Source organism: Shimia sp. R9_1, from assembly GCF_017743775.1.
Lineage (GTDB): Bacteria > Pseudomonadota > Alphaproteobacteria > Rhodobacterales > Rhodobacteraceae > Shimia.
This window is the reverse complement of record NZ_JAGHRN010000006.1, coordinates 85,169-97,041: the sequence shown is the minus strand read 5'-3', so window position 1 is coordinate 97,041 and position 11,873 is coordinate 85,169. Positions and strand designations below refer to the sequence as shown.

General features: G+C 56.8%; 14 protein-coding genes and 1 tRNA gene. 6 read left to right on the top strand and 9 right to left on the bottom strand.

Annotation, left to right across the window (positions count from 1 at the left end):
- Nucleotides 1-71 precede the first annotated feature (71 nt).
- The 3 genes from J7399_RS17715 to J7399_RS17705 are packed head-to-tail and all read left to right on the top strand — an operon-like array spanning nucleotide 72 to nucleotide 3,520.
- On the top strand, nucleotides 72-611 hold the full coding sequence (locus J7399_RS17715; RefSeq protein ID WP_209088241.1) for a TRAP transporter small permease: 540 nt from the start codon (nucleotides 72-74) through the stop codon (nucleotides 609-611).
- Nucleotides 608-1,897: a TRAP transporter large permease gene (locus tag J7399_RS17710; protein WP_209079718.1), complete on the top strand. Its 1,290-nt coding sequence runs from the start codon at nucleotides 608-610 to the stop codon at nucleotides 1,895-1,897. Before J7399_RS17715 ends, J7399_RS17710 begins: the two co-directional genes overlap by 4 nt.
- Before the next feature lie 9 nt (nucleotides 1,898-1,906).
- Entirely contained in the window at nucleotides 1,907-3,520 is a 1,614-nt protein-coding gene (locus J7399_RS17705) for an amidohydrolase family protein (RefSeq protein ID WP_209088238.1), read from the top strand.
- Between the two features lie 104 nt (nucleotides 3,521-3,624).
- Here the strand turns inward: J7399_RS17705 and J7399_RS17700 are convergent, their stop codons facing one another.
- The 8 genes from J7399_RS17700 to J7399_RS17665 form a co-directional block, all read right to left on the bottom strand.
- On the bottom strand, nucleotides 3,625-4,227 hold the full coding sequence (locus J7399_RS17700; protein ID WP_209088235.1) for an NAD(P)H-dependent oxidoreductase: 603 nt from the start codon (nucleotides 4,225-4,227) through the stop codon (nucleotides 3,625-3,627).
- Nucleotides 4,228-4,619: 392 nt separating this feature from the next.
- Nucleotides 4,620-5,276: an SDR family NAD(P)-dependent oxidoreductase gene (locus J7399_RS17695; RefSeq protein ID WP_209088232.1), complete on the bottom strand. Its 657-nt coding sequence runs from the start codon at nucleotides 5,274-5,276 to the stop codon at nucleotides 4,620-4,622.
- A gap of 20 nt (nucleotides 5,277-5,296) precedes the next feature.
- Nucleotides 5,297-5,668: a nuclear transport factor 2 family protein gene (locus tag J7399_RS17690; protein WP_209088228.1), complete on the bottom strand. Its 372-nt coding sequence runs from the start codon at nucleotides 5,666-5,668 to the stop codon at nucleotides 5,297-5,299.
- Between the two features lie 23 nt (nucleotides 5,669-5,691).
- The gene (locus tag J7399_RS17685; protein WP_209088225.1) at nucleotides 5,692-6,231 is read right to left on the bottom strand and encodes a nuclear transport factor 2 family protein; all 540 of its coding nucleotides are present in this window, start codon (nucleotides 6,229-6,231) and stop codon (nucleotides 5,692-5,694) included.
- A gap of 25 nt (nucleotides 6,232-6,256) precedes the next feature.
- Nucleotides 6,257-6,703, bottom strand: coding sequence for a nuclear transport factor 2 family protein (locus J7399_RS17680; RefSeq protein WP_209088220.1), 447 nt, complete (start codon nucleotides 6,701-6,703; stop codon nucleotides 6,257-6,259).
- Between the two features lie 46 nt (nucleotides 6,704-6,749).
- Nucleotides 6,750-7,640 carry an SDR family oxidoreductase gene (locus J7399_RS17675; protein WP_209088216.1) on the bottom strand — a complete coding sequence of 297 codons (891 nt, stop codon included), beginning with the start codon at nucleotides 7,638-7,640 and terminating at the stop codon, nucleotides 6,750-6,752.
- Nucleotides 7,641-7,733: 93 nt separating this feature from the next.
- A complete protein-coding gene (locus J7399_RS17670; protein ID WP_209088211.1) occupies nucleotides 7,734-8,222 on the bottom strand; it encodes a nuclear transport factor 2 family protein in 489 nt (162 codons plus the stop codon).
- Nucleotides 8,223-8,248: 26 nt separating this feature from the next.
- Nucleotides 8,249-9,148, bottom strand: coding sequence for an alpha/beta hydrolase (locus J7399_RS17665; RefSeq protein WP_209088208.1), 900 nt, complete (start codon nucleotides 9,146-9,148; stop codon nucleotides 8,249-8,251).
- 102 nt (nucleotides 9,149-9,250) lie between these two features.
- Here J7399_RS17665 and J7399_RS17660 point away from each other — a divergent pair, with 102 nt between their 5' ends.
- Nucleotides 9,251-10,150: a LysR family transcriptional regulator gene (locus J7399_RS17660; RefSeq protein WP_209088205.1), complete on the top strand. Its 900-nt coding sequence runs from the start codon at nucleotides 9,251-9,253 to the stop codon at nucleotides 10,148-10,150.
- Between the two features lie 245 nt (nucleotides 10,151-10,395).
- On the opposite strand, the gene J7399_RS17655 is transcribed toward J7399_RS17660, so the two are convergent.
- Nucleotides 10,396-10,485: transfer RNA gene (locus J7399_RS17655), tRNA-Ser, on the bottom strand.
- 469 nt (nucleotides 10,486-10,954) lie between these two features.
- On the opposite strand from J7399_RS17655, the gene J7399_RS17650 reads away from it, so the two are divergent.
- Nucleotides 10,955-11,422, top strand: coding sequence for a YHS domain-containing (seleno)protein (locus J7399_RS17650; RefSeq protein WP_209065693.1), 468 nt, complete (start codon nucleotides 10,955-10,957; stop codon nucleotides 11,420-11,422).
- A 78-nt stretch (nucleotides 11,423-11,500) separates the two neighbouring features.
- Nucleotides 11,501-11,872 carry a rhodanese-like domain-containing protein gene (locus tag J7399_RS17645; RefSeq protein WP_348539479.1) on the top strand — a complete coding sequence of 124 codons (372 nt, stop codon included), beginning with the start codon at nucleotides 11,501-11,503 and terminating at the stop codon, nucleotides 11,870-11,872.
- The last annotated feature ends 1 nt before the right edge of the window (nucleotide 11,873 follow it).

Here is an 11,873-nt window from a genome sequence, read left to right as displayed (position 1 = left end):
GATTGGGGCACTCCGAATGGGTGCCCCAGTTCGCTTAGTAAGAGCCGGCAACGGATGGGGAATAAAACAATATGAATGGTCTGAGGTGGCTCGAGCGGCACTTCGAGGAGTTGATTTGCTGCACCTGCCTTGCGGTGATCGCGGTGGCGGTCTTTGCGCAGGTGGTGGCGCGCTATGTCTTTCAGGTGGCGCTGCATTGGACCGAGGAAACGGCCGCAATTTGCATGGTCTGGGCCGTTTACATGGGTGCATCGCTTTGCGTGCGCGAGAGGTTCCACATCCGCATCATGGTTGCCGTACAGGCTTTGCCTGTTGGCATAGGGAAGATTGTCATCTTCATTGCAGACCTCTTTTGGGCGTTCTTCTGTCTTTTCATGCTGAAAATCAGCGTGGATTACCTCGCGGTTTTCTGGCGGTTTCCTGAAACCAGCCCCAGCTTGGGCATCAATCAATTCTACCCGCAAACCATTTTGGTGATCGGCTATGGCCTGATGCTGATCCGCCTTGTGCAGACCTATTTCAATTGGTGGCGCGACGGGCGAAACGGGCTTCCGGGCATGTTGAACGAGGAATGGGAAGCAACATCCAAGGATCAGGAGCATCAGATATGAGTGCATTGATGATCCTGGCCATTGCCTTTGTGGTGTTGACCATTATGGGCGTGCCGCTGTTTGTTTCGGTGGGGCTGACCACCGCGCTGGCCCTTTACCTGATCGACATCCCTTACACATTGATGGCGCAAACCGGTTACGGCAGCCTGACGCCTTTCCCGCTGTTGACCATTCCTCTTTTCGTGCTCGCCGGTCGGTTGATGGAAGTAGGCGGGATGGCTACCCGCATGATCTCGATCGCAACCAATCTGGTGGGGGCCTATCGCGGCTCTATGGGGTTGGTGACGGTTTTTGCCTGCATGCTGTTTGCAGCCCTGTCCGGCTCAGGCCCTGCCACCACCGCGGCGATTGGATCGGTCACCGTGCCTGCGATGAAGCGCGAAGGCTACGACGTGCCGTTTGCGGCCGCCATCACAGCCAGCGCCGGAGCGCTGGGGAGTTTGATCCCGCCGTCAAATCTGCTGATCATCTATGGGCTGGTGTCAGAAACATCGATCCCACGTCTGTTTCTGGCGGGGCTGATCCCCGGTGTTTTGGTCACGGCCTTGCTGATGATCACCACCTATATCGTCGCGCGTCGCCGCGGTTATGGCGGAGATGGTGAGCGTTTTTCATGGGGGCCGTTCCTGCGTGCCGCATGGGATGGCAAATGGTCCATCGGGGCACCTGTTCTGATCCTTGGAGGGATCTATGGTGGTGTCTTTACCCCCACCGAGGCCGCGGGCGTTGCGGTGTTCTATTCTCTGTTTGTGGGCTTTTTCATCTACCGTGAGCTGACCCTCAAAAAGCTGATTGAAGCCCTGCGGTTCACCTCTTTGCTGACCGGCATTCTGATCTTGCTGACGCCGACATTGGCGTTTGGTCAGTTGACCGCTTTTTACGATGTGCCCACAGCCGTACAGAACGGCATCACGTCGATCACCGACAATAAGTTTCTCGTGCTGCTGCTGATCGGTGTATTCTACATCTTCATCGGGACGTTCATGGAGTCCTTGGCGCAGATCGTGTTGTTCACGGCGGTGTTTCTCCCGCTGGTCAGCTCGTTGGGCGTTGATCCGGTCATGTTTGGGATTTTCACCGTGATCACTTGCGAGATCGGCTTCCTGACGCCACCGCTGGGCGCAAACCTGACCGTTGCGGCGCGCATCTCCGGGGTGTCGATCGAACGTATATCGGTCGCGGTTCTGCCGTTCATCCTTGCCTATGTGATTGGCATGGTGATCCTGATCTTCTTCCCGGATCTCACGACGTTCCTGCCCGATTGGCTCTACGGAGAAGCGAAATAGGAGGCTGACATGTTCGATCTTGTTCTCAAAGGCGGCACCATTGTCGACGGCACGGGGCAGGATGGGTATGTCGGCGACCTAGCGGTTACGGGGCAGCAGATCAGCGCCGTCTTGCCAGCAGGTGAGCTGGCGGGGCGAAAAGGGGCACGGGAGATTGATGTCTCAGGCCTGATCGTCGCGCCGGGCTTCATTGATATGCACACGCATTCTGATTTCACCCTGATTGCCGATGGCCGCGCTGAAAGCCAGGTGCACCAAGGGGTGACAACAGAAGTCATCGGCCAATGCGGCATCAGTTGCGCGCCGGTTAACAGCCCCGGCGATATCAGCCGCGTTGCGCCCTGGTATACCAACCAGGCCAAGCATGACACCTGGCTGGGGTTTGGCGACTATCTTGACGTGCTTGACCGGACCGAGCTGGGAGTGAACGTGATGGCCTTTGTCGGCCATGGAACTGTTCATCGGGCGGTTCTGGGCGATCAGCTCCATCCGGGTGAGGCGGAAGACGTGGCTAAAATGGCCCGGCTGGTTGATCAGTGCATGGATGAGGGGGCAGGCGGGTTTTCTTCAGGGCTGGAGTATTTCCCCGGCAGTCTCGCCTCCCCCGAGCATCTGGTCCCGATGTGTGAGGTCGCTGCGAAGTATAAGCGTCTGTACGCGACCCATGTACGCAACCGAGACACCCACTATGACCTTGGTTTTGCCGAGGCGATTGCAACGGCCCGGCAATCGGGTGCGAAGCTGCAGATCAGTCATATTCAACCGAAATTCGGTGCGCCCGACTATGCGATGGATCATAGCCTTGAGATGATCGAGTTGGCGCGGCGCCACGATGTGGATATCGCCTTTGATGTGATCCCGCATGACTGGAACCACACGCTAATGGCCGCGATTTTGCCGAAATGGGCTCAAGCTGGTTCTATCGATGATGTGCTTGCTCGGTTGGCAGATCCTGAATGCCGCGCGCGTATCAAGGCCAATCCGCAACCCATGTGGCTGATCGTCAAGGCGGAGAAATGGTCAGATATTGTGTTGCTGAATGCCACCGTCAACAAAGATATCGTCGGAGCCGATTTTGCCGAGATCGGCCGGATGAGAAATTGTCATCCCTATGATGCGGTGCTCGATATTCTGCTGGAAGAAGGCGATCACCTGATGGCGTGTATGTGGTCGTCTAAGTCCTTTCGCAATGCAGATGTCGAGATGTGTCTGGAGCAGCCGGAATGCGCTGTCATCTCAGACACCGTCGCGATCGCAAATGAAGGTGTGTTGAAAGACCACATTGGGTCACTCTCAGGCTATGGCTGGGCCGCGCGGTTTTTACAGTACTATGTGCGCGACAAGGCGGTGCTTTCCTTGGAGCAGGGTGTGGCCAAGCTGACATCCATTCCCGCCAACCGCCTTGGGCTGAAAAATCGCGGGGTTCTGGCGAAAGGTCAGCAGGCTGATATCTGTGTCTTTGATCAAGTCAACATCGCGAGCAACGCCACCGCCAAACACCCCCGACGGTACGCTTCGGGAATTGCTCATGTCCTGGTGAATGGATCGCTGGCCATGGAGAACGGTCAGCGTACGTCGAAGAATTCGGGGCAGGTTCTACGCGATTTTCGTGTGTTTGATTGAGTGCGAAGTGGGTGTTGAGGGCACTATTACAGGGGCGGGTTTTGATCATGCCCTGATCATGAGGAGTAGTGGCCACGTTTTATCTCTTTGCGTCATGTAGGTGCCTAACTCACCGCCGCAGCTTTCTCAGGATCCGCTTCCAATTCCCTCAACAGGCGCGCCTGCTTTACAGCTGGGTCAAGCTCTGGATCGCTGACATGCTGCAGCATGGGCAGGACGCTTGCTTCGATTTCATCGCCGGTCGCCCGCGCCATGCCGTGGAACACGAACGGGCGCAGGTAGCGCATGTGCGCGAGCAAGGCCGTCTGTTGAAAAGGCTTTAAGAACTCATCCATTGAGAAGTTATTGTAGCCGCCAGCGTGATAGCTATCGGCGGGTCCGCCCGTGGAAATGAGCAACAGAAACTCGCGGCCGCTGAGTTTGTCGCCGCCCGGCCCATAGGCAAACCCGTAGCTCAACACCTGATCCATCCAGGCTTTCAGCACCGGTGGCGCGGAATACCAGTAGAATGGAAACTGAAAGATGATCCTGTCATGAGACAGCAGCTCGGCCTGTTCCGCTGCAATGTCAAACGTCATGGTCGGGCCGTCAATCTGGGTCAGATTGCGGAGTGTGACATCTGGCGCGGAAGACAGCGTATCAAACCAAACCTTGTTGATCTGAGAGGTCTCAAGGTTCGGGTGCGCGGTTAGGACAAGAATTTTCATGGTTGGATCTCTCTTAAATCTCAACTGTGTAGTGAGTGATCTGCGGGGTGCCCGCAGCTGTCAGGGAATACCGCCAGTGCTCTTTGGCTGTGATATGGACAGGCGCTCCATCCAGCAGATTTGCATGCATTTCGACGGTAAAGCGGACTTCGTTTTCGGTGATGTGAATGTCGCTCAGCCTGTGCGTGGTGGGGGGGCGTGAAAGTGCTCAGTACAGTGGCGTACCACGCCCTGAACCGATCATGCCCATGCAGAGAGGCGTCGATGTCTGGCATATCCAGATCACATCGGGGTGTAGGTTGGGCAGAAAGGCGTCAACTGGATCCAGACGATCAAATCGGGCGAACCAGTCTGCGATGAATGCCTGCATTTGAGGAAATTGGGTCACGGGGTCACCATGCGATTTTCTTGCGGTCGCGGAAGAAGCCACCGGATGGTCCGCTGTCTTCCAGTGTGGCGAGCCAGATGGCGGTGTCCGCGCCTTCTTCAGGGGAGCGGGACGCCCCCATGCCACCCATCCGCGTGCGCACCCATCCGGGGCACATGGCATTGACCTTGACCGTGTCGGGCAGCGTGTTTGCTGCGGCCACCGTCAGGGCATTGAGCGCCGCTTTGGCAACGCCGTAGACGCCGGGGCCAGACACACCGTCAGAGAAGGCCCCCCAACCCGATGACACATTGACGATGCGCCCGTAGTTCCGATCCTTCATGCCCGGCGTCAGCAAGTGCATGAGCAACATCGGACCATGCACCATGACGTTCATGGCCTCGTCAAAGTCCGCAGGGTTGCTCAACACAGAACCAGATCCAAGCACCCCGGCGTTGTTGACCAGAATGTCGATATCGGGGGTGATTTCTGTGGTGTGCAGAATGCTGGAGGGGGCGCTCACATCCAGCTGGACCGCCGAAGCGCCGATTTTTTTTGCCACTTTCTCGCCAGTGGGGAGGTCGCGGCAGCCGATCACCACCTCATGGCCTTTGGCGATCAAGCCCTGCGCAATCGCAAGGCCGATGCCTCTGTTGCCACCCGTTACAAGTGCCCGTGCCATAGCTTCGCCTTCCTTATGCGTTACTCTGCGTATTGCAGCGACATGCGGGTGATCAGGCCGTCACCGTTCCACCAGTAAGAATAGTGGGCGACCCAACTCAGCCAGTTCACTTCGGTTTTCGCATATCCTTCGCTTTGCTCCAGAATTTTGCGATGCGCGAAACTGGTCCCGCTGGGCATAACCTCACGCAGAGACCAGGCGCGGATGGCCTCCGCTCCATTGAAGGAGCGGGAGACGTCGATCATTTCGGCATCAGGTGTGAAACACGCCATATATGCGTCAATGTCTTCGGCATTTGTGCTGGTCTGATAACAGGTGATGGCTTGGGGCAAATCTTCAGCGCCAGCGGGAACCGCAAGAAGTGCTAGGCAGGTTGTTATGTGCTTCAGCATTGGATTTGCTCCTGTTTTTGCGATCAGTTGTTGCCAGCGGCGACGCGTGCGGTGGCGAGTGCGGGCAGGTTTTCATTGCCCAGTTGCGCCCGCAGGTTCGCGCGCATGAAGGTGATCTTCCAGCCGGCGTCGGTTTTCGCCAGTTCGTGCTGATAGTCACCAATGAACACCCATGTGTCTTCGCCCTCGTTTTCCAGAATATGCGTGGCGTAGATGTTGGCGGTGGTCGTGGCGGTATCCCCATCGATCTGCACGCTTTCGGTGCCCATCAGGTGGTGGGTCCGGTCATAGCCGGGCAGAACGGTTTGCCAGGCGGCCACGATGTCAGCCGGAAGCAATGTCGGCAGATCAGCAGAGGTGCCCGCGGAGGCATTGGCATAAGATGTATAGTCCAGCACTGCGCCCTCCGGGTGGAACTGGGCCGCAACCTGGTCCCAGTCCCCCTGATCGGCATAGTAGCCAACATTGTTGATCGCGTTGAGAACCTGCTGTTCATCTGACATCTCGGCCAGTGCAACAGACGCAGTTGCTACAAAGAGCGCGGAAGTAAGAAGCGTTTTCATTTGGAATTTCCTTGTTGTCTTTGGGTCATGACGCGGCGCGGGATTGCGCCAGCGCGGGGAGGTCGGTGTTGCCGGTCTGGAATTTGAACTGGAAGGTGTTCCCGCTGAGCCTCCAATCGGGGCCGATTTTGGTCAGTGTCAGTACATAGCTGCCGTAGACCGTCCACACTTCGCCCGCTTCTACGCCTGCGATTTGATGATCTGCGGTGACATAGGCGCGCACGGTGGCCGAGTTGCCATCGGTCTCGATGATCAATGGGCTTAGCTGATGATGGGTGCTGTCAAAGCCTGGCAGTACAGACCGCCAGCCGCTCAGGATGTCGGCAGGGGAGAGATCAGCGGCGGGACCAGCGCCAAAGCTGGAATAGTCCAGATGAAACGGGTTGGTCATCAGGCCGTTTGCGGCCGCCCAGTTTTGCGTGTCTACGGCTTCAAAGAAGCGTTGAACGGCATTTGTGATGTCATGTGTCATGGTTTGATCCCGTTGGATGGCGCCAGCTGTGGCTGCGTGGAGCGGCTTAGGCGAGTTGACCGCCTGTTGCGTCCAAGTCTGTTCCGTTGATGGAGCTGGCTTCGTCGGAGGCCAGGAACATCACGCCGACGGCCATTTCATGCGGCGTCATGATGCGCGGGGTGACAAAATTAGGGGCCATGCCTTCGTAGGTCACGCCTTGATAGTCAAAGCTCTCTTGCAGCATCGGTGTGTCCACTGCCAGCGGCGAGATGGAGTTGATGCGAATGTTGTCTTTGGCAGACACATTGGCGCCCGCTTTGGTCAGACCACGCACGGCGTGTTTGGAGGCGCTATAGTGCCCTGTGAAGCCAAAGCCGCGATGGCCCGCAACCGAGGCCATATTGATGATGGCGCCGCCGCCCTGTGCCTTCATCTGTGGAATGGCGTATTTCATGCCGTAGAAGACACCTTCGACATTGGTGGCCATGTGGTCCTGGAACTCTTCCACCGGGATGTCTTCGATCAGCGCAGGGGTCATGAAGATACCGGCGTTGTTGAACAGCACATCCAAACGACCCGCTTCAGAGACGATGGTTGCGATGAAGCGTTCCACTTGGGCCGGGTCGCGCACATCGGTCACCATCCAAGTCACGTCCCCGCCTTTGGCGCGGATCTCTGCTTCCACTTGTTTGCCCAGAGCATCGCGACGGGCGGTGATGTAGACTTTTGCGCCTTCCATGGCGAAGGCATCTGCCGTGGCTTTGCCAATGCCGGAGTTGCCGCCGGTGATGGCCACTACTTTGCCCTGAAAACGGCCTTCTGAGTTCGCGGTGGTCGCGGGCTCTGCGGGGTTCAGCGTATTGGCCGCGGCGGCCCCGGCCATTGCCGCTCCGGCAAGGACAATGCCCCCACCTGTCAGAAAGGCGCGTCGGCTGTTAAATTCTTGATCGGACATAGCTGTCTTGCTCCCTTAATCTCAGGGTTGAAAATTGGATGGGTCTGGGAGGAACGGCGCGCTTTCTCAAGAGATAAGCGCGCCAGGCGCTGTTCAGTCGGCGAGCTGCTCTGGCACAGGCTTCAGCTGATACTGGGACCAGAAGAATGTGTTTGCGGCATCCTGATCCGCAGAGAGGTTTGTGGCTTCGACAATTTTGCCGTCTTCAATCCGGTAAAGGAGCGCCCATGTGGTATCCACATTCGGCATGCCTTCGGCGTTGGACCAGCCACGGTGGATATCAACCACATGGGTTTCATCCGCGCCAAAATAGATCGGATCGGCCTGGAAGCCAGCGACACCGAGCTGCGCGAAGAAGGCCAGAACCTCGTCACGTCCATTCTTGGTGCCCGAAAGTGGGTGGCGGCCCGGGATATGCCATTGAACGTTTTCGTCCATCACGGCAGCAATGCCATCCAGATCGTTTTCACCGTAGGCGGCGAAGAAATCCTGCACGACTTTGATGTTCTCCTCAGATGTACCAGCCATGGACATGCTCCCTGTAAGTGTCGCGGCAATCACGGTTGTGATCAGTGTTTTCATCGGAAAATCTCCCTGCTGAGCGCGGCTTATGCGTTTAGAAAGTCCGCCACGGCGTCAGACGCAGCCTTCACAACGTCGACGCGGTCATAGAAATCAAACTGAGTGACGTTTTCGCCCAGCCAGAATTTTTCCAGCGGGGCATTGGTGCGGGTTTCATAGGCTTCAGCGCCCGCCAGCAAGGCTATCGAGGGTGACCCGACCATGAGAATGGGCTTGGTCAGGCGGTCTGCCGAGGCCTGCGCATCATAGGTCAGCCAAGGCTTCCAACTCGCGACAGAGAATTTGTTGTCATAGGCAGCGATCAGCCCGCGATCTTCTTCGGTATAATATGGCGCCTGATACATTACGGAGTTTGCGTCAGTCGCACTTGCTCCCAACAAAACCGTCTCTGCCGCGCCTTCCGCTTCGCTTGCAGCGATCATGCCGGCAACAGCCTCTGCTCCGCCATAGATGCCTTCAGCCATCGGTGCATCGTGAAGCCAAGGGGCCACCAGAGCGAGTTTGCCGAGCTGTTCGTTGTCTGCAACCGCCTCGGCCATATAGCCGGAGGAGGCACAGATGCCTAAGCCGTGGAGCTCTTTGATGTCCTCGCGGCCTGCCATATAGGCCACCGCTGCGTTGATATCCGCAGTCTTGGTCACCGGGTCTTCGACGTAGCGCGGCGTGCCTGCGCTTTCGCCCCAGCCTGAGAAGTCAAAGGCTAGCGCGGCAAAGCCCCGCGCTGCCAATTCACGCGCATAGGTGCCGGGCATCTGCTCTTTCACAGTGGTCCAGGCGCCTGTGGCGATGACACCCGCTATCCTGCCTTCAGCGTTGTCCGGCTTGTAAAGCGTGCCTTTCAGGGTCACGCCCTTGCTGTCAAAGCTTACAGGCTCTGACGCAACACCTTTTTGGACCGGTTTACTTTGCAAATTGATCGTTGCCATCTGGCCTCTCCCTCAGTGGGTTCTGTTGAAGAGAAGATAGCTTGGCGGATGAAATGTGATAATATGCTCATTAACCACCACTATTGTGTATGAATTCGAAGAATGCGCCTGCCACTTGCCACTTTGGAAATCTTTGACGCAATCGCCCGCGAGGGATCGCTCAAGGGCGCAGCGAAGCGTCTGGGGCTGCAGCCCTCCACGGTGAGCCATCAATTGAAGTCTCTGGAAGACCAGCTCGGGACCGCGCTGTTTATACGCACCACACGCTCCATCAGCCTAACGGAGGCCGGGCGGGCGCTTCTGCGTGGGGCGGCCCCGGCCTTTGATCAGCTTTCTGAAGCGGTGGAGACGGCCCGCACAGTTGGGCACGCACCGCGGGGCTCATTGCGGCTCGCCATGACAGATTTTGTCTATGCCATGCATGTGGGACCGGCCTTGCCCAGCTTCCGCGAGGCCTATCCTGAAATCGAAATCGAGATGTCTTTCACCGATGCGCTGAGCGATCTGTTGGGCGAAGAGCTGCATGCCGGGTTTCGTCTCGGCGACCGCATTGCCCCTGATATGGTGGCGGTGCGCCTCACCCGGTCAGAGCCTTTGGCGGTTCTGGCCAGCCCTGCTTATCTGGAGCGCCACGGCGTTCCACAAACCCCTGCTGAGTTGCTGAACCACAGTTGTATCCGATACCGTTTCCCGACCTCCCGCCAGATTGCCCCTTGGACCTTTTCAGAAGACGGCGGCGACTACACCGTGGACGTTGGCGGAAAGCTCATCGTAAACACGCTCCCGTCCGTCGTCGATCTTGCCAAGGCAGGGCATGGGTTCATATTCACGTTTCGGGACTTTTGCGCAAAGGACATTGAGGCGGGAAATCTGGTCACGGTGTTGGACGCCTATCTGGGCAACGCCGCCGGCAGCTATATCTATTTCCCCCGCGAATACCGCAACATGGTGCCACTTCGGCTTTTTGTGGATCATTTGAAAGCTGTTGTGGCTGGCGCGTGAGTTGAATGAGGGCGCTCAAAGCGCGACGTTTGTGCCGCTGCCAGAGCTTAGCATAGCCAACTAGGCGAACTTACTTACTCGGTCTTGGGGCCAACACACTAACATTTAAGCAGTTACTGTGCTGAGACAATCCGGAGATAACGACGCGAGGACCCATTACGACGCTCCCTTAATCGAATATAAAGATACAGGCTATGGAGATAGGGTACTATCCCTATTTCATTAAAGGCACAAAGATAATTCTATGGCGGAGACGAAGGGATTCGAACCCTCGAAACGGTTTCCCGTTTACTCCCTTAGCAGGGGAGCGCCTTCGACCACTCGGCCACGTCTCCGCGGACCCGTATATGTGCAGGCCTGACGGGACACAAGACCCAAAAACACGTTTTCAAGAATTCCTTGAGTTTCGATGTCACCCCTCGCAAACGTTCCTGCGACTCGTAGTGTGTTAGGCCTTCAGACCAGGAAGCCGAAGCGAGTTTGTGGTTAGGCGCAGCGCAATGATGCGGAGTGGTTCTGTTGCTAGAAGGTCCAGCCGTGGTAACAGACTCGCAATCAATGAGTGAAATTTGTAACGGTCTACTATTGTGGCAAGCCATTGGCTTAGAACAAAAAATGCACAAGTATCTGTTGATATGACCGCGTTAACTTCGCGCTGCTACACAACCAATCACACCCACGCGAGGATGGCTGCGCGCAGCAACGATGCTGTGTTACGCTGATCTCAACTGAAATGATCACGTTATTAGGAGAGTTATCGTGAAGTGGCTAATTGCACCTGCCTTTGTGGCACTGACCTCGACCATGGCCTTTGCTGGCGAGCAGTATGTTGACGAAACCGGCTACGCGGTTTCAGGCTACGATGTCGTGGCCTACTTTGGACTTGAGCAAGCCCCTGTGGGCAGCGCGCAGCCAGCAGCAGTTCCTGGCAACAAGAGCATCACCGCAGACTACAACGGCGCGACCTTTGCTTTTGCCTCTGAGAAGAACAAAAAGGCTTTCTTAAAGGATCCGGAAAAATACGCTCCGAAATATGATGGCCACTGCGCATATGGTGTGTCCAAAGGCGGCAAGGTTCCTGGCAACCCGAACCTGTGGCGGATTGTTGACGGTAACCTCTATCTCAACATCACCAAAAATGTGGTAGGCTTCTGGGAAGAAGATATTCCGGGGAATATCTCGCTGGCACAGGGCAACTGGGGTGGTATTGAATCAAAAGCGGCGTCAGACAGCACGATCCCTAACTTCTCGTCGCCTGCGCCGACAAACTAAGGCGATACTATGAGGCTCTCACGACGGTCTGTGCTCGCGCTCGGAGGTGCGGCTGCAGTTGGGGTGGGGGCCTCTTTTATGCTGCCCACTTCGCGTGCGGATGTTGCGCACATCATGACACCTCAGGAGGCTTTTCAAGCTGCAGAAAGAGGTGAAATCTTGCTTGTAGATATTCGCCGCCCCGATGAATGGGCGGCGACTGGTGTACCGGCGCCGGCGGTGCCGATCGATATGCGTGCGCGCGATTTCATTGAGCAAGTGTCAAATGCACGTGCATTTCCTGCACAGCCTGTCGCCGTTATTTGCGCGCGTGGAGTACGCTCTGCGCGCGTTACTCGGCAGTTGGAAGCGGTCAATCTGACACCGATCATTGACGTGCCGGAAGGAATGCTGGGGTCCCGTGCAGGCCCCGGATGGCTCAAAACAGGATTGCCGGTTAGGACCCAATAGT

Bases quoted from the DNA above. Each gene is read 5' to 3' on its own strand.
- J7399_RS17715 (WP_209088241.1), top strand. From the start codon at position 72: ATGAATGGTCTGAGGTGGCTCGAGCGGCACTTCGAGGAGTTGATTTGC.
- J7399_RS17710 (WP_209079718.1), top strand. From the start codon at position 608: ATGAGTGCATTGATGATCCTGGCCATTGCCTTTGTGGTGTTGACCATT.
- J7399_RS17705 (WP_209088238.1), top strand. From the start codon at position 1,907: ATGTTCGATCTTGTTCTCAAAGGCGGCACCATTGTCGACGGCACGGGG.
- J7399_RS17700 (WP_209088235.1), bottom strand. From the start codon at position 4,227: ATGAAAATTCTTGTCCTAACCGCGCACCCGAACCTTGAGACCTCTCAG.
- J7399_RS17695 (WP_209088232.1), bottom strand. From the start codon at position 5,276: ATGGCACGGGCACTTGTAACGGGTGGCAACAGAGGCATCGGCCTTGCG.
- J7399_RS17690 (WP_209088228.1), bottom strand. From the start codon at position 5,668: ATGCTGAAGCACATAACAACCTGCCTAGCACTTCTTGCGGTTCCCGCT.
- J7399_RS17685 (WP_209088225.1), bottom strand. From the start codon at position 6,231: ATGAAAACGCTTCTTACTTCCGCGCTCTTTGTAGCAACTGCGTCTGTT.
- J7399_RS17680 (WP_209088220.1), bottom strand. From the start codon at position 6,703: ATGACACATGACATCACAAATGCCGTTCAACGCTTCTTTGAAGCCGTA.
- J7399_RS17675 (WP_209088216.1), bottom strand. From the start codon at position 7,640: ATGTCCGATCAAGAATTTAACAGCCGACGCGCCTTTCTGACAGGTGGG.
- J7399_RS17670 (WP_209088211.1), bottom strand. From the start codon at position 8,222: ATGAAAACACTGATCACAACCGTGATTGCCGCGACACTTACAGGGAGC.
- J7399_RS17665 (WP_209088208.1), bottom strand. From the start codon at position 9,148: ATGGCAACGATCAATTTGCAAAGTAAACCGGTCCAAAAAGGTGTTGCG.
- J7399_RS17660 (WP_209088205.1), top strand. From the start codon at position 9,251: ATGCGCCTGCCACTTGCCACTTTGGAAATCTTTGACGCAATCGCCCGC.
- J7399_RS17650 (WP_209065693.1), top strand. From the start codon at position 10,955: ATGGCCTTTGCTGGCGAGCAGTATGTTGACGAAACCGGCTACGCGGTT.
- J7399_RS17645 (WP_348539479.1), top strand. From the start codon at position 11,501: ATGCTGCCCACTTCGCGTGCGGATGTTGCGCACATCATGACACCTCAG.